At 31.8% G+C, this 17,883-nt stretch carries 20 protein-coding genes and 2 tRNA genes; 1 reads left to right on the top strand and 21 read right to left on the bottom strand.

The features are described from left to right. Positions 1 to 41: 41 nt before the first annotated feature. The 19 genes from BUA21_RS03975 to polA form a co-directional block, all read right to left on the bottom strand. A complete protein-coding gene (locus BUA21_RS03975) occupies positions 42 to 866 on the bottom strand; it encodes an RnfABCDGE type electron transport complex subunit B (RefSeq protein ID WP_072743390.1) in 825 nt (274 codons plus the stop codon). 11 nt (positions 867 to 877) lie between these two features. Continuing rightward, complete coding sequence (rsxA, locus tag BUA21_RS03980; protein WP_072743391.1) at positions 878 to 1,450, bottom strand: electron transport complex subunit RsxA; 573 nt, start codon at positions 1,448 to 1,450, stop codon at positions 878 to 880. A gap of 18 nt (positions 1,451 to 1,468) precedes the next feature. Further along, complete coding sequence (gene rsxE, locus BUA21_RS03985; protein ID WP_072743392.1) at positions 1,469 to 2,107, bottom strand: electron transport complex subunit RsxE; 639 nt, start codon at positions 2,105 to 2,107, stop codon at positions 1,469 to 1,471. A 26-nt stretch (positions 2,108 to 2,133) separates the two neighbouring features. Beyond that, positions 2,134 to 2,715 (bottom strand): RnfABCDGE type electron transport complex subunit G, encoded by a 582-nt coding sequence (locus BUA21_RS03990; protein WP_072743393.1) that lies wholly within the window; start codon positions 2,713 to 2,715, stop codon positions 2,134 to 2,136. Beyond that, the gene (locus BUA21_RS03995) at positions 2,716 to 3,684 is read right to left on the bottom strand and encodes an RnfABCDGE type electron transport complex subunit D (protein ID WP_072743394.1); all 969 of its coding nucleotides are present in this window, start codon (positions 3,682 to 3,684) and stop codon (positions 2,716 to 2,718) included. Between the two features lie 21 nt (positions 3,685 to 3,705). Next, the gene (rsxC, locus tag BUA21_RS04000; protein WP_072743395.1) at positions 3,706 to 5,034 is read right to left on the bottom strand and encodes an electron transport complex subunit RsxC; all 1,329 of its coding nucleotides are present in this window, start codon (positions 5,032 to 5,034) and stop codon (positions 3,706 to 3,708) included. 179 nt (positions 5,035 to 5,213) lie between these two features. Next, positions 5,214 to 5,756: an ATP-binding protein gene (locus BUA21_RS04005; protein ID WP_072743396.1), complete on the bottom strand. Its 543-nt coding sequence runs from the start codon at positions 5,754 to 5,756 to the stop codon at positions 5,214 to 5,216. A gap of 6 nt (positions 5,757 to 5,762) precedes the next feature. Then, complete coding sequence (locus BUA21_RS04010) at positions 5,763 to 6,497, bottom strand: PHP domain-containing protein (RefSeq protein WP_200796501.1); 735 nt, start codon at positions 6,495 to 6,497, stop codon at positions 5,763 to 5,765. Continuing rightward, entirely contained in the window at positions 6,481 to 6,813 is a 333-nt protein-coding gene (locus BUA21_RS04015; protein WP_072743398.1) for a DRTGG domain-containing protein, read from the bottom strand. The genes BUA21_RS04010 and BUA21_RS04015 overlap by 17 nt, the downstream gene beginning before the upstream one ends. A 12-nt stretch (positions 6,814 to 6,825) precedes the next feature. After that, positions 6,826 to 8,079, bottom strand: a complete 1,254-nt coding sequence (locus BUA21_RS04020) for a [Fe-Fe] hydrogenase large subunit C-terminal domain-containing protein (RefSeq protein WP_072743399.1) — start codon at positions 8,077 to 8,079, stop codon at positions 6,826 to 6,828. A gap of 21 nt (positions 8,080 to 8,100) precedes the next feature. After that, complete coding sequence (locus BUA21_RS04025; RefSeq protein ID WP_072743400.1) at positions 8,101 to 8,529, bottom strand: ATP-binding protein; 429 nt, start codon at positions 8,527 to 8,529, stop codon at positions 8,101 to 8,103. Further along, positions 8,526 to 8,894, bottom strand: coding sequence for a DRTGG domain-containing protein (locus tag BUA21_RS04030; protein ID WP_072743401.1), 369 nt, complete (start codon positions 8,892 to 8,894; stop codon positions 8,526 to 8,528). Before BUA21_RS04030 ends, BUA21_RS04025 begins: the two co-directional genes overlap by 4 nt. A 24-nt stretch (positions 8,895 to 8,918) precedes the next feature. Continuing rightward, a complete protein-coding gene (dinB, locus tag BUA21_RS04035; RefSeq protein WP_072743403.1) occupies positions 8,919 to 9,968 on the bottom strand; it encodes a DNA polymerase IV in 1,050 nt (349 codons plus the stop codon). A gap of 69 nt (positions 9,969 to 10,037) precedes the next feature. Then, complete coding sequence (locus BUA21_RS04040; protein ID WP_072743458.1) at positions 10,038 to 10,622, bottom strand: YdcF family protein; 585 nt, start codon at positions 10,620 to 10,622, stop codon at positions 10,038 to 10,040. 275 nt (positions 10,623 to 10,897) lie between these two features. Beyond that, positions 10,898 to 10,982, bottom strand: a tRNA-Leu gene (locus BUA21_RS04045). 53 nt (positions 10,983 to 11,035) lie between these two features. Beyond that, positions 11,036 to 12,784: a peptide ABC transporter substrate-binding protein gene (locus tag BUA21_RS04050; protein WP_072743405.1), complete on the bottom strand. Its 1,749-nt coding sequence runs from the start codon at positions 12,782 to 12,784 to the stop codon at positions 11,036 to 11,038. A 24-nt stretch (positions 12,785 to 12,808) separates the two neighbouring features. Next, positions 12,809 to 13,462: a lytic transglycosylase domain-containing protein gene (locus tag BUA21_RS04055; RefSeq protein ID WP_072743407.1), complete on the bottom strand. Its 654-nt coding sequence runs from the start codon at positions 13,460 to 13,462 to the stop codon at positions 12,809 to 12,811. 18 nt (positions 13,463 to 13,480) lie between these two features. After that, positions 13,481 to 14,098 carry a dephospho-CoA kinase gene (gene coaE / locus BUA21_RS04060; RefSeq protein ID WP_072743409.1) on the bottom strand — a complete coding sequence of 206 codons (618 nt, stop codon included), beginning with the start codon at positions 14,096 to 14,098 and terminating at the stop codon, positions 13,481 to 13,483. Next, positions 14,085 to 16,772, bottom strand: coding sequence for a DNA polymerase I (gene polA / locus BUA21_RS04065; RefSeq protein ID WP_200796502.1), 2,688 nt, complete (start codon positions 16,770 to 16,772; stop codon positions 14,085 to 14,087). Before polA ends, coaE begins: the two co-directional genes overlap by 14 nt. A 131-nt stretch (positions 16,773 to 16,903) precedes the next feature. On the opposite strand from polA, the gene BUA21_RS04070 reads away from it, so the two are divergent. Beyond that, positions 16,904 to 16,992, top strand: a tRNA-Leu gene (locus BUA21_RS04070). 333 nt (positions 16,993 to 17,325) lie between these two features. Here BUA21_RS04070 and BUA21_RS15190 read toward each other — a convergent pair. Next, positions 17,326 to 17,448, bottom strand: a complete 123-nt coding sequence (locus BUA21_RS15190) for a hypothetical protein (RefSeq protein WP_268801879.1) — start codon at positions 17,446 to 17,448, stop codon at positions 17,326 to 17,328. 66 nt (positions 17,449 to 17,514) lie between these two features. Next, positions 17,515 to 17,841 (bottom strand): FtsX-like permease family protein, encoded by a 327-nt coding sequence (locus BUA21_RS04075; protein WP_327198034.1) that lies wholly within the window; start codon positions 17,839 to 17,841, stop codon positions 17,515 to 17,517. Positions 17,842 to 17,883: the final 42 nt, after the last annotated feature.

The following is a 17,883-nucleotide window of genomic DNA, read 5'->3' on the forward strand; positions in this document are numbered from 1 at the left end:
TATGAATTTATGTGAAAAAAAGACCTATTTTATAGGTCTTTTTAAGCTTCTTTTACTTCTTCTCTTTTTTTCAACATGCTCCATATAGCGCCTGTTGGACATTTTTGTGCACACAATCCGCAGTTTATACATTTTTCATAATCTATATGAGCCAAGTTGTTTTCAAATTGCATAGCCTTTGGATCTGTAGGACATGCCTTAACACACATTTGGCATCCAATACATCCAATAGTACACTTTTCTTTAACTGATTTTCCGAATTCACTACTCTTACATTTAACTATAACTTTTTGCTTATATGGAACAAGCTCAATTATTCCCTTAGGACAAGCTTTTATACATTGACCACAAGAAGTACATTTTTCAGGATCAATATTAGCTATACCATCAATTATTTCTATAGCTTCAAATTGACATACATCCTTACATGTTCCAAAACCTAAACATCCATATTGACAACCTTTATTTCCACCTGCTACAATATTTGCAGCTTTACAATCTTGTAGCCCCGTATACTCATATTTTTTAATAGCCTTGCAATCGGTACCCTGACACAGTACTTTAGCTACCATCTTTTCTGCATCTTGCCCTGATACCCCCATGATTTCTGCAACCTTATCAGCTACTGCTTTACCTCCAACAGCACAGCCATTAACTGGAGCCTTTCCTTCAGCAATTGCATTAGCTAAACCGTCGCAACCTGGAAATCCACATGCACCACAATTGGCACCAGGAAGTACACTTCTTATCTCTTCAACTTTTGGATCTGTTTCAACTGCAAAAGCCTTTGATGCAAGGGAAAGAATCACACCGAACAACAATCCTAGTCCCCCTAAAACTAATAACGGATATAATATTGTACTCATTTTCTTACCTCCTATACAAGTCCATTAAACCCTAGAAATGCAATGCTCATAAGCCCCGCAGATATAAGAGCTATTGGAAAACCTTTCAATGCTTCTGGAATATCTGCCAATTCTAATTGTTCTCTGACGCCAGCCATCAATACCAATGCCAATGCAAAACCTACAGATGCTCCTACTGAATTGACAATAGTTTCAATTAAATTGTATCCTTCTTGAATATTTAGTATTGCTACACCAAGTACAACACAGTTTGTAGTTATAAGTGGTAGATATACTCCCAATGCATTGTAAAGTGTAGGACTTGTCTTTTTAATTACCATTTCAACAAATTGAACCAATGTAGCTATAACCAATATAAAAACAATGGTTTGTAAATATTCTAGTCCTAATTTATCTAATATAGTCTTTTGAATAATATAAGTCAAAATAGAAGACAATGTAATAACAAAAGTTACTGCAACTCCCATTCCAAAGGCAGTATCAGTTTTCTTTGATACACCAAGAAAAGGACATATACCTAAGAATCTTGCAAAAACATAGTTATTTACAAATACAGTACTAATCAATATAGTGAATAAAGACATTTAGTTTTCCCCCTCCCCTTAAGCTTCCATACTAGCTTTATTGTTTTCAGCTTCATTTTCTCTTTTCTCATTTTTCATTCTAACCTTATTGAATATACCAATTAAAATTCCAAGAATAATAAACGCTCCTGGTGGCATGATTGCAATTAAAGCTGGTTGATAAGAAGCACTCATTATTTGATGACCAAACAGTGTTCCAGCACCTAAAAGTTCCCTTATACTACCCAATATCAACAATGCAAGAGTATAGCCAAGCCCCATTCCTAATCCATCTACTATAGATGGTACGACACCATTTTTTGAAGCAAAAGATTCTGCTCTAGCAAATATTATACAGTTAACAACAATCAAAGGAATAAATAGCCCTAAAGCATTATAAATTGTTGGAGAATAAGCTTTCAAAAACATATCAATTATTGTTACAAATGTTGCAATAACAACAATAAATGATGGAATTCTTATCTTGTCTGGTATAACATTTCTAATAAGTGATATAACAAGATTTGAACCCACTAGAACTACTGTTACTGCCAATCCCATAGCTATACCATTTACAGCAGAAGTAGTAACAGCTAGTGTAGAACACATTCCTATAAGTTGAACAAATATTGGATTTTCTTTTATTAATCCATTATGAAATACTTGAGATAACTTCAATTTTTACACCTCCAAAGAGTACATTCTTATTTAGACAATTTGTCATTATATACTTTTATCGCCATATTGACTCCACTTGTCACAGCATTTGAAGTAATAGTTGCACCAGTTATAGCTTCCACTTCTGCATCCTGTGATGAAACACCTTTAACTACTACCAATTCATTTTCTATAGATTTATCTTTAAATCTATCTTGAAATTCTGGAGTTGTGGATTTTGCACCAAGTCCTGGAGTTTCACTATGGTTTAATACTTTCATTCCAGTAATTTTATCTTCATTGGATATTCCAGTCATTATTTCTATATCTCCACCAAACCCACCTGAAATAGTCTTTATAGTATATCCTACTACATTTCCACCTTCATCTTTTCCTATATATATCTCTAAAACATCTTGATTTGATGATACTATATCATTAAAAGTGTTTTCATCTAAAGCTTCAAATTCATTAGCAATAGGAAGCACTTCTTTTCTAGCATTATCATTTGCAATTTTATCTGCTTCAGCAATCTTGACTGAAGTTACATTGTTTGAAAATCCCAAAACTACTGCTGATATAGATGTGATTAGCAATAAAATGAGTCCGAGTTTTAATGTCTCGTTCATTTACTTCACCTCCCCAAATACTTTAGGTTTAGTAAACCTTTCAATAAGTGGTGTAGCTACATTCATAAGAAGTATTGAATAAGAAACACCTTCTGGATATCCTCCCTTGACTCTGATAAGAGCCGTCAAGAATCCTGCTCCTATTCCAAATATTATCTGACCCCAAGGTGTCACTGGAGAAGACGAATAGTCAGTAGCCATATAAAACGCACCTAAAATCAATCCACCTGCAAATATATGATAAGGTATATATTCAGCCTCAACTCCAAATAAGAAAAGCATAAGAACTGTAGTACCTATATAGGCAAAAGGAATTCTCCAACTGATAACTCCTCTAATAAGCAAATATACTGCACCAATCAATAATAATAGTGCTGAAGTTTCTCCAATAGCACCTGCTATATTTCCTAAAAACATATCTTTAAGAGCTGGTAGTGCATTTCCTGCCTCTGCAACAGAAGCTGAAGCTCCAGCATCTGAAAAACCATATTTCATGATTGCTAATGGTGTAGCTGAAGTAGCTGCATCTGGTCCTGGTGCTACATAGGTTGACATAAGAGATGGCCAAGATGATAAAAGCATTGCTCTAGCTGCTAGCGCTGGATTCATGAAGTTTTGACCCAAACCTCCAAAAAATTGTTTTACTACAATAATTGCAAAAGCTGAACCAACAACTGGTAACCACCAAGGTGCACTAGCTGGCAAGTTGAAAGCCAAAAGTATCCCTGTAACAACAGCACTAAAATCATCTACTGTAACTGGTTTCTTAAATGCTTTTTGAATAAGTGCCTCAAACACAACTGACGAAATAACAGAAATTAAAATAAGCTTAAATGCATTAAATCCAAAAAAATATATACTTCCAATCACTGCAGGTAAAAGTGCAATGACTACATCTAACATTATCCTTTTAACAGTCTCTTCTGACCTTATATGAGGTGATGAAGAAGCAATTAATGTATTATCCATGTTTGATTCCTCCTATCTAGTTTAAGCTCTCTTTCTCTTTGCAATAATTTCTCTTTTTGCAACTCTTATAGATTCTACTAATGGCCTTTTAGCTGGACATATAAAAGAACAAGACCCACATTCAACACAGTCCAATGCATTGAATTCTTCTGCCTTTTCATAATCTCTGTTTAATGAATATTTGCTTAAATATAGTGGTTGTAGATTTACAGGACAAACTTCAACACATTTCCCACATCTTATACAAGGTGATATAGGCTGTGGGTTTGCTTGTTCTTCTGACAATATTAAAATTCCAGAAGTCCCTTTTATAACTGGAACTTCATCAGTATACTGACAAATTCCCATCATAGGTCCTCCCATGATGATTTTCCCAGGAATACCATTGTATCCACCACATTGTTCTATCACTTCTTTAAAGGATGTCCCAATTTTAACAATTAAGTTTTGAGGTTCTTTAACTCCTTGTCCTGTTACAGTCACTATTCTCTCATATACAGGCTTTCCTTCAAGTATTGCCTCAGCAATTGCATTAGTTGTTCCTACATTGTCTACAACAACACCTACATCCATAGGCAACCCACCGGATGGTACACATCTTCCAGTTACAGCATTTATAATACGTTTTTCATCTCCTTGTGGGTACTTCGCCTTCAAAGACACTACCTTTATATTTGTTTCTCCTTCACAGGCTTTACGTATAGTTTTCAGTGCATCTGGTTTATTGTTTTCAATAGCAATAAACCCATTTTCAACACCTACAGCCTTCATTATAGCTTTAAGACCAAAGATAACCTTTTCAGGTCTTTCAAGCATAAGTCTGTGGTCTGAAGTAAGATATGGCTCACATTCAGCTCCATTTATAATAATAGTATCAATTTTCTTTTCTGGTGGTGGAGAAAGTTTCACATGAGTCGGAAATCCAGCTCCACCCATACCTGTAATACCAGCTTCCTTAATTATTTCAAGTATCTCTTTTGGAGACAATGAGTCTAAAGAGCCCTTTGGTTTTATACCTTCATCCAATTCATTGGCACCATCGGATTCTATCACTATGCAATTGACAGTCATACCTACTGGTGAAACCATAGGAGCTATTTTTTTAACAGTACCTGAAACGCTTGAATGTATTGGAGCAGAAACAAAAGCTTTTGCTTGTCCAATTTTTTGTCCTACCTTTACATCATCCCCAACCTTGACTAAAGCTTCACAAGGTGCTCCTATATGTTGTTGCAAAGGTATAACTACCATTTCTGGCTCTTTTGCGCTTTTTAGGGGAATTCCCGATGTCAATTCCTTATTGTGCGGAACATGAACTCCTCCTTTAAAAGTCAAATTATCTAGTTTCATCCTTCCCACCTCTTTATTTATTGTTAATAATTATACAATTTAGGTATAATATCTCTCTAATATAAAAGACCCAATTGTCTTTAAATGGGTCTTTTATATTGAATTATCTCTATTATAACATTTATAGCCTTTGTTGTACATAATATATGCTTTTTTGCACTAAAAATAACAAATAATGTTTAAGAATACAACATGAAAATGCTTTCATTTATATAGTCTTTTATCCATATGAGGACTCTAGATTCGTTGATATTTATACCATTTAACACTTTTTTTACATTTCGTGTATCGAAATTAAATTTAGCATTATTATACATATGCTTGTATAAAATTTCTATATCATCATCAAAACTTATTAAAGTCATAATAGTTTGACCCATATTTCCCAAAGGTGCTCTGTCTATGTGGCTGTATCTATAAGAAAATATAACTTTAGTTCCTTTTCCCTTTTCAGATTCAATCTTAAAATCTCCATCACAGTGAATAGCAGATTCTTTTGCCAAAGCCAATCCTAATCCTACGCTTCTAGTCTTCCTCGTAGTAAAAAATGGATCTGTTACTTTTTCTATCAATTCCCTGTCTATTCCCTTTCCATTGTCCTCAATCTCAATTGTCAATAAATCCAATTCTAAATTTTCATCTATTCTTATAGATACTATATTTGCACCTGCTTCTATGGAATTTCTTGCTATATCCAATACATGGAGAGAAAGTTCCTTCACTTTTATCTACCTCTTTTTTTCTTTTAAATATTTTATCACTTCTTCTCTTGTCAATTTATCTATCTCAATAAAATTTTCAGCCTCACTGATATTATATAAATCATGAGCATCTGAATTTACAATCTTTTTATACCTGGACAAATCTATGAATTTTTGCATTTTTCGCAAATCTCCTTGAGAAGATATTTCAATAGTTGCAATTTGAAGTTCTTCTGGTATAAAACCAAGAGTAGATATGATACTATAAGACATTCTATTTACATGAGCAGGTACCATAACTCCATTATTCAAACTTGCAAATTTGTTTACTTCATCAATAGTATATGAACATCTACTTATAAGTAATTTGTCCAATTTGCCTACAATTTCATCTTTAACATCAAGTATCAGTTGCTCTTCAAAAAACTTTTCTTTGTTTTTTATATAAGGTAAGCTATCATAAATCCTTCGAGAAAATTTTAATCCATCTTTCACGTCTTCAAAAAAACAAAGAACGTGCACTTCTTCCTTTGTGGTCACTTCAATTCCTGGAATAACAAGTATGTTTTTATCTTCACCTAATTTCATGATACTTTCTATGTTTTCCATTGTATTGTGATCTGTAATAGATATAATATCAAGTTTTTTTATATAGGCCATATTTACAATATTGTTGGGAGTCATATCACGAGATGCACAAGGAGACAAGGCTGAATGTATGTGAAGATCTATGCTATAATCCATATTAGATACCCAGTTCATTTAATTTACAAGCTATTTCATAACTACTTAAATTGCTTCTAAATAGTGGCATATTTATTTCATTGGCTTTTTTTATGGTTTCCTCGTCTATTTCCATACCTTCTGCTACAATGATACATGAAGTACCAACAAGAGTAGCCACTGCTATGATATTTAAATGAGTTTGTATAGTTATCCAAATATTGTTTTCATTTGCACTAGACATGACTACACTCAGCAAATCCCCTATATATGCGCCTTCAACTTCCTTGTCTTCTTCACTGTATCCAGCAATTACCTCTAAATTTAAACTTTCTTTTATTTTTTTTAATTTCATAAATATTACCCCCTATTTAAAAATACAATCTTCTATATTGGCAAATCCTCTCACTACATCTTCTGCCAAAGCTCTACATGTAGGAGCACCGCAAGACCCACAGTCCAGACCTGGAAGAAAATCTAATATTTCTTCTATCATTTCAAGTTTTTCAATGGCTTTTTGTATATCATCATCAAGAGTTAATATTCCTTTAGGCTCAATATTTTCCGTCCAATTTATAAATTCATTTTTTAAATAATAGTCTATATGCTCATCTTCTGTATATATTGATGATTTATATTCTTTTTCCGTAGCTTTGGTTGACAACTCTCTTATAATACTTTTAGCTATAAAAGGATTTTCCACATTTAGAGGACCTCCTACACATCCCCCTACACAGGCAAGCCCTTCAAAAAACACTACTCCATCCAATTTTCCCAACTCTATTTCCTCTAAAATATTCATGACATTTTCTATACCATCTACTGCAATATAATTGTCCACATCAATGGAATAACTTTGGCCGCCAACTCGAGCCCAGCCTATACCACCTGGAGTAGCTCTTTCATACTCATGAGTATTTTTCACACCCTTCATTTTTTTAACTATTTCCCCATAAATTTTATTTATAGCTATAGCACCATCCAAAGAAGAATCCTTTATTCCTATGGGATTTTTTATACTAGTCACTTTTGCTGGACAAGGTGTCAAATAAAAAACACCAACTTCTTCTTTTTCATATCCATATTTCTTCATAGCCATATCTTTTGCTATCCTTCCAGCGACTTCCATAGCTGATTCTACAGTTATTATATTGTCAATAAGAGAAGAAAATCTTACCTGTATAAGCCTTAAAACCGCTGGACAAAAAGAAGAAATAATGGGTTTAGGCAAATTGTCGTTTTTTATCATATTCTTTATTGTTACGGAAAGTATATCAGCCGCTATTCCTTCATCAAAGACATCATCAAATCCTAGCATTTTTATGCCTTCATATACTTTGTTCATATCTGTTTTCGAACTAAATTGTCCATATAGTGTAATCCCAGGAATAGCAATATTGTACTTGAACTCTTTTAATTTATCCAAACTGTCTGTTATTGAATCTTGAGCATGACTGGGACATACTCTTATACATTCTCCACAGTCAACACATCTTTCTTTGATGATGTGAGCTTTTTTGTTTCTAACCCTTATAGCTTCTGTAGGACAACGTCTCATGCAATGAGTGCAACCTATACACTTATCTTCATTCAACAATACCGAATGAATATATTTTTTCATCTCTATACCACCCAATCTTTTTTATTTTAAACAAATCTTCATATTGACACATGTTTCATTCCCCTCACTAGATAATATCTGAAAATCATCGCAAAATTTTTTCATATTGGGTAAACCCATACCTGCCCCAAATCCTAGTTCTCTTATATCATTAGGTGCTGTAGAATATCCTTCTTGCATCGCTAAATCTAAATCCTTGATTCCAGGGCCCTTATCTTTAGCTAAAACCTCAATACATTCTGGAGATACTGTCACAAAAATCTTACCTCCCTTTGAATGAATAACAATATTCATCTCCGCTTCATAAGTAACTATAGCAGCTTTTCTAATTATTTTAGAATTTATGCCTAAATGAGTAAGCATTTTTTTCATATTGCTAGATGCTTCACCTGCCCTAGAAAAATCGTTTTCCAATATTTCATATTCTAATTTAATAATACTATGACTCATTTTTCTATCGATCCTTCCTTTATTTTTATACCTTCTAAGCCACTTTTATAAAGTTTCCCAGATGCTGTATACATGGTATCCGTAGTAAACAATACAGTTAATTTATTGTTTTTAGCTAACTCAATTAAATCACTACTAGGAAACTTGCCTCTTACAAAAACTATGGCAGGTAAATCCATCATTTCAGCAGTTCTTATAACTTGCGGATTATTAAGACCCGTAAGCAGTACAGTATCCTCGTTCACATAAGCCAACACATCACTCATTAAGTCTGAACTAAAAGCATATAAAACCTCTTTGTCTAGATATTCTTCTCCAACTATAACCTTTGCCTCCAATATCTCTTGAATTTCTCTTAATTTCAAGTAGACACCTCCTCAAAACTTATTTTATAGTAAACTTAATTGAAGCGGATCATTTGGATAAATAAAATTTGAAACTGTAATTCCCAGCAGTCTAATCCTTTTATTTAGTGAAAACTTATTTCTAAATATAAAAAGACTTATTTCATATATAGTTTCATATTCATCTGTAGGAATATTCAATGTAATGCTCCTAGTTTCAGTTGAAAAATCCTCATACTTAAGCTTTACAGTTATGGTTCTTGCCAAGAAACCTTTGTGCTCCAATTTGTAGGAAATGTTTAGCGAATATTCTTGCAACTTTGCGTACATAAACTCCATATCTAAAGTATCTTTAACAAAAGTTTCTTCCTCACCAATTGATTGACTAGCAATATTCATTTCTACGGGTCTATTATCAATTCCCATAGAAAACTCAAAAAGTTCCTCTCCTCTCTTGCCAAATTTATCAATCAATACGTTTACATCATAATTTTGAAGATCTCCTATGGTGTATATCCCCAATTTGTTCAGTTCCCTTTCTGTTTTGGGCCCTATTCCCCACAATTTTCTCAAAGAAAGTGGCTTTAAAAAAGCTACTGCTTCTTCTTCCTTAATGATAGTCAAACCATTTGGCTTTTTTGTATCAGATGCAATTTTCGCCAAAAGTTTATTTACGGATATCCCTACAGAAGCTGTCAAATCCAATTCATCCTTTATATTTCTTTTTATATTCATTGCTGTACTTAAAGGTTCTTTCCCCGTTATATCAATAAAAGCTTCATCTATAGAAACAGGTTCTATTGTATGACTATATCTTCTAAATATATCATTTATGCTTCTTGAAACTTCTTTATATTTTTTCATATTTACCGGAAGAAATATCGCTTCTGGGCAGAGTTTTTTCGCCATAGCTATAGACATAGCAGAATGAACCCCATATTTTCTCGCCTCATAAGAAGCAGTAGAGACTACCCCTCTATTTTCCAAACTACCTCCCACAATCACAGGCTTATTTTTAAGTTTCTTGTCATCTCTTTGTTCTACCGAAGCAAAAAACGCATCCATATCCACATGAATGATAGTACTACTATTCATAAAATCACACCTTAGTATTTATTGGCTAAATTCCTATTCCAAGACACTAAAAAATTGATTTTACTAAACTCACTTATCAAAAAAGATTGACTTTATCACTGCAAAATACTCTCTTATATATTGTGGAACAACAATTGATATGGGGGTCTTTGCAGGCAATCCATAGGGAATCATACCCAATCTTTTAGCCAAGAACTTTGCTCTAAATATATGATATTTGTTGGTAGCAAGTAAAACTTTTACATTTTCTTTATCATCTAATTGCTTAATTTTTTCCAAGCTAAATTGTAGGTTCTCAAAAGTAGAAGTAGATTTATCTTCAATGATTACACTATCTTTGTCAATTCCATTGTCTACTAAGTATTTTTTCATTGCCTGTGCCTCTGATATATCCTCATCCATACCTTGTCCACCTGATACTATTACTTTTACGTCTTTATTTTCACTTAAATACTCTTTTGCAAATTTAAGTCTTTCCAATAGTGCCGGTGAAGGTTTTTCTCCATAAAGTCTAGCTCCCAAAACTATAACATAATCAACCTTATCTACTGTTTTCCTACTTCCTTCAACAATCATCAAGACTTCAACAATAAAAAAAGATACCAATACTATTAATGCCAAAGTAGTTATTGTTTTAAGTGTTATTTTCTTCATTTGCTTTTTCCTTTCTTTTTTGATTGTTCCAGTAATTAAGATGATCAAAAACCAAATCCTATAAATATCTCCCTATTCTTATTATATATACGCTTAATACTATATTAGCATATAATTTATAAATTTCATTATATCTTTTAATATCCTAGTACACAAGCTTATATCTTGCAGAAGAAGCAAAATTTCTAAGGAAAACTAGAACTTTTCTATTTATTATAAAAAAGACGTCTAACTGCTAATTAATTTTAGCAATTAAACGTCTTTTTATTTCTTAGTGGTGCAGGAGAAGGGATTTGAACCCTCAAGGCTATTGCCATACGCCCCTCAAACGTACGTGTCTGCCAATTCCACCACTCCTGCAATTTTAACATATCCACTATATATTATAATGATTTTTGGCAATTTATCAACAGTTATTTTTGTTGATATTTCTTTGGAATATACCATTCTTCAATATTGTCGTATATATTGTAAAATTGTGGTTCTATATTTCCTTTTACTTTTTTGTCTAAAAGCAAAGCTTTATTTCTAAAAAAAAGACTCACATAGGGCAATTCTTCAACTATTTTAGTTTCCAATTTGTCATAGGCATTCTTTTTCATTTCTCTATCAGGAGCACTAAAGGCTTCTACCAACAATTCGTCCATCTCTTCATCTTGATATCTGATGAAATTGGTTCCATATTGAATTTGGGATGAATGAAAAGCAAAAGACAAATCTGGGACGCTGGACAATTGCCATCCCAACAAGGCTACATCAAAATTTCCTCTATCTAACTTTCCTCTAAATGTTTCCCAATCATTTTCTATCATTTCTTCAGTGAGCTTGTCAGGAATTTCTTCAGCATAATCTTTTATCACTTCAATTCCTATTTGTCTTAAATTTTCTGCTATCATCTCTGCAGTTTTAAATCTCAATGGGTTGTAGGAATTTGTAGATAGCCTTATGGAAAGTTTGTTTCCATTTTCATCTTCACATATTCCGTCCCCATCTCTATCTATCCATCCAGCTTTATCTAATACTTCTTTGGCCTTCGATTTGTTGTAGCCATATATGCTAGCTTCTTGATTAAGTAGCCAAGAATCTGGATGTATAGGCAAATCAGTTTGTGTAGCGTGACCTAAATATACTTTTTGAATTATAGCTTGTCTATCTATTCCATAGGCAATAGCCTTTCTTATAGCTAATCCACTTTCATCAGCAAATATTTTATTTTTGAAACTGAAAGCTAAAAACTCATAATTTTGTGAAACATATTCATATATTTTTACTCTGTCCTTTTGTGTATACTTTTCCCAATCAACATCAACAGTATTGGCCAAATCAACTTGCCCTGTTTCAAAAGCTGTAAGAGACAATTCTTCATCATCTAGCACTCTGCCAACAATTGTATCAATATAGGGTCTTCCCTTCCACCATTCTTCATTAGCAACTAATTTTATAGTTTTAAGCTTTTCATATTGATTAAATTTATATGGTCCAGTCCCAATTGGATTGTATTCTTCAGCACTTAAAGCATTTATATATGAAGCTTTCTCATTTTTCCCTGTAAATTGATGTTTAGGTATGATTGGAAAAGTCAAAATTTCTAGTGCATTGCTATAAGCTCTGTCAAAATATATCTCTAAATTGTAATCATCTATTATTTTCACATTTAAAATATGTCTTATATCAGAAGTACTGAAAGGTTTTATTCCATTAAGTATCAAATCTTTATAAGCCGATTCACCACTTCCATATTTAATAGTATTTATAGTAAAAACCACATCATCTGCTGTAAACTTCTCCCCATCATGCCAATACACATCATCTTTAAGTCTAATATCTACAGTTTTTCCTTCATCTCTTATTGAGTAATCTTCAGCAAGACAATTTTCTATATTTAAATTTCTATCTAATTGAAACAAGCTCTCAAAAATTAATTTGCTAAAATTATAAAAACTTGCATTCTCACTTAAAAGAGGATTTAATGATTTAATTGTCGTAATAGGTACTACCACTTCTCCCCCATATTCTGGTTCATCACTTTCATTGGCAACTGTTTCACTTTTATCTTCTAATGCTTCGATATTCTTTTCTATCTTTGCCTTATTTTCACATCCTGTCATAAATGACAAAAAAATTATTGTCAGTACTAGAAATAATAATAGCTTTTTTTTCAACGCTTTTTCCCCCTCATGTTCAAACTAAACATCAATATAATTTTCAAACATTTTAATGAATGTACTTTTTATATTTTTCTTGAAATTATATCTAGATGAACTTTCCATGTCAAAAGTATTTTTGTAAATTTTTTTATACATTTCATAATTTTTAAGTACCTTTTCTACATAATCACTAGTTTCTTTGAAAGGTATATAATCTAAACTTTTCCCATCTTCGCTATATCTATCATCTTTAAGCCATTTATTTACATTGCCACTTCCTCCATTGTATGCTGCCAATATAAGCTGTAAATTCCCATTGAACTCATCTGTAAGAACACTTAAATACCAACAGCCAATCCTTATATTTATCTCTGGATCATATAAGGATTCTAATGTAAAATCCTGTATATCTATTTTTTCAGAAGCCCAATTTCCTGTAGTTGGTGAAATTTGCATGAGCCCTCGTGCATCTTTTTTAGATACGGCAAATGTATCATATTTGCTCTCTACATTGATTATGGCAGCAACTAGGTGAGAATCTATATTATAGTGCTGTGAATACTTTTTTATATAATTTTCATAATTAATTGGATATATGATTTTTACAACTAGCTTTATACTTATAAACAATAATACAGCAATCAATATGCAAATGAAAAATTTCTTGATTTTATGATTAAATAGCCTTGCCAAGTTATATACCTCCACTATCTATTTGAGACTTTTTGTGAGAATTTCTACTTTTTCTTTAAGTTCTTCCAAACTTCCACTGTTGTTTATGATTTTATCTGCATATTTTTTCTTATATTCCATAGACATTTGTGCTCTCATTCTAGCCAAAGCTTCTTCATCGGAAAAACCATCTCTTTTTTTAAGCCTTTCCAATTGCGTTTTTTCATCTACATAAACTAGCCATATTTCATCTATATTGATTCCTTTTGCTTTAATTTTTTCAAGTTCTTCAACCAAAAGAGGAATATCTAAAAAAATAAACTTTTCTATTTTAGAATATTTGTCTACTTCATCCTTTATAGCTTGAAAAATCCTAGGATGAACTATACTATTTAATCTTTTTCTCATATTTCCATCTTGAAATGTCAATTTTCCTAACTCTATTCTATCAATAGACAAATCTTCATTTAATATTCTTTCTCCAAACTCATCTACAATATCCATATATGCAGGTTCTCCTACACATACTACTTTTCTTGCTATTTTATCTGCATCTATGACCTTAAATCCTTTTCCCATTAAAAGGTTTGTAACTGTACTCTTACCTGAAGCAATTCCTCCAGTTAAACCAATTATCTTGCAACTACTTTGTTTCATACCAGCTATCTCCCATCATTATATCTACTTTCAATGGCACATTTAGTTTTATAGAGCTTTCCATTGTATTCTTTAGAATTTCTTTTACCTCATCTTTTTCATCTTTATATGTCTCTATGATGAGTTCATCATGAACTTGAAGTATAAGCTTGGATTTTAAATTTCTCAATTTAAGTTCTTTATATACCCTTACCATGGCAACTTTTATAATATCTGCCGCACTTCCTTGAATAGGAGTATTCATGGCAACTCTTTCTCCAAAAGATCTGACTACATAGTTTCTAGATTTCAATTCAGGAAGATATCTTCTCCTATTCAATATAGTTTCTACATAGCCTTCTTTCTTCCCAGATTCCACGATTTCCTCCATGTACTCCTTTACTTTCTTGTAATTTTTCAGATAATTGTCTATATATTCTTTTGCCTCTTTTCTAGAGATATTTAAATCCCTTGACAATCCATAGTCACTAATTCCATATACAATTCCAAAATTCACTGCTTTTGCTCTGCTTCTCATAATAGATGTGACTTCTTCTTTAGGTACATTAAATACTTCACTAGCAGTTTTGGTATGAATATCTTCATTGTTATAAAATGCTTCTTTTAATTTTGGATCATCTGAAATATGAGCCAATACTCTCAATTCAATTTGTGAATAATCCCCATCTATTAAAATATAATCTTCATCCTGTGGAACAAAAGCTTTCCTTATTTTTCTTCCTTCCTCTGTTTTTACAGGTATATTCTGCAGATTTGGCTCCGTACTACTAATCCTCCCTGTATTAGTTACAGTCTGATTGAAACTGGAATGTATTCTATCTGTATTTTCATCTACAAGATTCATAAGTCCATCAATATATGTGGATTTTAATTTTACAATTTGTCTATACTTCAATATATTTTCCACAATAGGATGTTTGTCTTTTAGTTTATCTAATACTTCTGCATCTGTTGAATACCCTGTTTTCGTCTTTTTTATAACCGGTAAATCTAATTTATCAAACAATATTTCTCCCAATTGTTTAGGCGAATTTATATTGAATTCTTCTCCTGCCAATTCATATATTTCCTTTGTCAAATTGTCTATTTCCTTGTCAAATTCACTTCCTAGTTCTTTTAGTATTTCTACATCAATTTTAAAACCATAGTATTCCATACTAGCTAATACTTCTGCGAGAGGGAGTTCCACATCAGAGTAAAGTTCTTTCATACCTTGGCCTTCAATGATTCCAATAATCTTATCTTCTAACATATATACTAAATCCAATATTTTAGCAAAATATTGTCCTCTTTCATCTACAGATAAAACTTTATAAGTTTTTTTATTTTTACCTTTTCCCAATAGTTCTTCTTCCTTTTCTATATTGAGATTTAAATACTCATTGCTCAATTTAGAAATGCTATAGTCCGTTTCAGATGGATTTATTAAGTACTCACCTATCATGCTATCAAAAGTTATAGAACTAATTTTTATACCCAATTTAAAAAGGCCTAGTATATCATTTTTTATATTGTGTCCTGAAACCAATATGTCTTCTCTTTCAAATATATCTTTAAAGCTATTTTGAAAATTTAATAACAGTTCGTTTCCATCAAAATTTATATAATAAGTGCTATGTTCTTTCGGCTTAATTGCAATTCCCAGTATTTCAGATTTAAGAATATTCTCATCTCCGTATACAAATTTAAAGGCAAATTCTTTTGATTTAAGTATTTCATCAATAATTTTTTGAAATTTATCTTCACTTTCTATTAATATAAATTCTGATGAATAATATTCTATATTTATCTCAATTTTATCTTTTGGTATTTTTTCTATCAATGATTTAAATTCCAATTTCTCATAGAGTCCTTTTAATCTTTCCCAATCTGGTTCTTCATATTTTAGTTCTTCTAAATTTAATTCCAATGGAACACTTGTGACAATTTCCGCTAACCTTCTGCTTAAAAAGGCTTGTTGCTTATATTCTATGAGAGACTCTTTTAATTTATTTCCACTTACTTCTTCTATATTTTCATATATATTTTCTATAGAACCAAATTGTTTCAACAACTTAAGTCCTGTTTTTTCTCCTATACCAGGAACTCCAGGTATATTGTCTGATTTATCTCCCATAAGTCCTTTCAAATCTATGAATTGTTCTGGAGTTATGCCGTACTTGTCAATCATGGCTTCTTTGTCAAACACTTCTAGTTCTGTTATACCTTTTTTAGTCACTAGTACTTTAGATTTATCTGAAGCTAATTGTAAGTAATCTCTATCTCCAGAAACCAATATGACATTTAAATTTTTTTCTTCTCCAAATCTAGCAACAGTTCCTGCTATATCATCTGCTTCATATCCTTCAATCTCTATTTGATTTATATTCATTGCCTTAAGTACTTCTTTTAATATTGGAAACTGCAATGATAATTCATTTGGTGCTTTTTGTCTATTAGCCTTATATAAATCAAATTCTAAATGTCTAAAGGTCGGAGCTTTCATGTCAAATGCAACACATAAATATTTAGGATTGTATTCATCTGTTATTTTATATAGCATAGTCAAAAAACCATATACTCCATTTGTATAAATCCCATCTTTTGTTGACAACAATGGTAATGCATAAAAAGCTCTATGTAATAAACTACTGCCATCTATTATGATCAAAGTCTCTTTATCCAACAAAATCATCCCCTTAAAATTTATGATTGACCGCTAAGCATATATTAAGTATATATGAAAAAAGTTATTCAGTAAATAATTTAAATAAAATACTTGCATTTTATTCTGTTTTATGGTACTATAATTTTTGTGGTTGACAAGCCGAAGTGATGGAATTGGCAGACGTGCTGGACTCAAAATCCAGTGGGGCTTAAACCTCGTGCGGGTTCGACTCCCGCCTTCGGCACCATCAAATTTAGCTCTATAGTTTAAACTATAGAGCTTTTTTTTATTACCACATCGCCCTTATGCCGTAAGTATTTCTACTCTCAGTTTGCATTTATGCTATTTTTATTCTTTCTAGATTTAAATATTCTTTATATATTACGTTGTATATGTTTTTAGATAAAAAACACAATTCTTTTATTTATATGATATAAAAAAGAAAAACTTAGCTAATGCTAAGCAAAAATTCGCCACCCACTTATACAAGGTGGCGTACTCTTTTTGTTTAAAGATAGATATTTAAAAAGCGTATTGCAATGCAATTATGATACCCCTAATTATAGGGGTATCATAGAGTTTAACGTTCACATATAAATATTCCATCATGAATTCTCCATACTACATCTGATTGTTTTGCTATATCCATATCATGGGTAACAATGATTATGCAAAAATCTTGTTTATGTGCCAGTTCTAGCAATAGCAACTCTTTTATATCTATAATATAAATTCTTCATCTCAAGCTTTACCAATATACTCCCTCCCTTTATTCCTTTACCTGTAGCATTTCCAATGGCTTCTTATAAAGCACATTTTTTAAACTTGCTAAAACACCTATAATACTTGCTAACAAGTACCCAACTATGACAAAGAGATACTTCCATATTGGATATACTCCAGATTTAAAAGTTACTGCACTTATTACTGCAATAGCAATTACTTCTCCAATAATTATTAGTGTTAAGTTCTCCGTAAATACGTATCGTTTTACTTCCACTTCTTTTACTCCAAGGATTCTCATGATTGCCAACTCCTCACTTCTCCTAAGGATTAATAAATAGGGTAAAACTACAGCGATTATCAATGATAACACTAAGATGATTGGATATATAATACTTAGTAATTCCAAATTTTT

The sequence above is a fragment of the Sporanaerobacter acetigenes DSM 13106 genome, assembly GCF_900130025.1.
Lineage (GTDB): Bacteria > Bacillota > Clostridia > Tissierellales > Sporanaerobacteraceae > Sporanaerobacter > Sporanaerobacter acetigenes.

Bases quoted from the DNA above. Each gene is read 5' to 3' on its own strand.
- BUA21_RS03975 (WP_072743390.1), bottom strand. From the start codon at position 866: ATGAGTACAATATTATATCCGTTATTAGTTTTAGGGGGACTAGGATTG.
- rsxA (WP_072743391.1), bottom strand. From the start codon at position 1,450: ATGTCTTTATTCACTATATTGATTAGTACTGTATTTGTAAATAACTAT.
- BUA21_RS03990 (WP_072743393.1), bottom strand. From the start codon at position 2,715: ATGAACGAGACATTAAAACTCGGACTCATTTTATTGCTAATCACATCT.
- BUA21_RS03995 (WP_072743394.1), bottom strand. From the start codon at position 3,684: ATGGATAATACATTAATTGCTTCTTCATCACCTCATATAAGGTCAGAA.
- rsxC (WP_072743395.1), bottom strand. From the start codon at position 5,034: ATGAAACTAGATAATTTGACTTTTAAAGGAGGAGTTCATGTTCCGCAC.
- BUA21_RS04010 (WP_200796501.1), bottom strand. From the start codon at position 6,497: ATGAACTGGGTATCTAATATGGATTATAGCATAGATCTTCACATACAT.
- BUA21_RS04015 (WP_072743398.1), bottom strand. From the start codon at position 6,813: ATGAAATTAAAAAAAATAAAAGAAAGTTTAAATTTAGAGGTAATTGCT.
- BUA21_RS04020 (WP_072743399.1), bottom strand. From the start codon at position 8,079: ATGAAAAAATATATTCATTCGGTATTGTTGAATGAAGATAAGTGTATA.
- BUA21_RS04025 (WP_072743400.1), bottom strand. From the start codon at position 8,529: ATGAGTCATAGTATTATTAAATTAGAATATGAAATATTGGAAAACGAT.
- dinB (WP_072743403.1), bottom strand. From the start codon at position 9,968: ATGAATAGTAGTACTATCATTCATGTGGATATGGATGCGTTTTTTGCT.
- BUA21_RS04040 (WP_072743458.1), bottom strand. From the start codon at position 10,622: ATGAAGAAAATAACACTTAAAACAATAACTACTTTGGCATTAATAGTA.
- coaE (WP_072743409.1), bottom strand. From the start codon at position 14,098: ATGAAACAAAGTAGTTGCAAGATAATTGGTTTAACTGGAGGAATTGCT.
- polA (WP_200796502.1), bottom strand. From the start codon at position 16,772: ATGATTTTGTTGGATAAAGAGACTTTGATCATAATAGATGGCAGTAGT.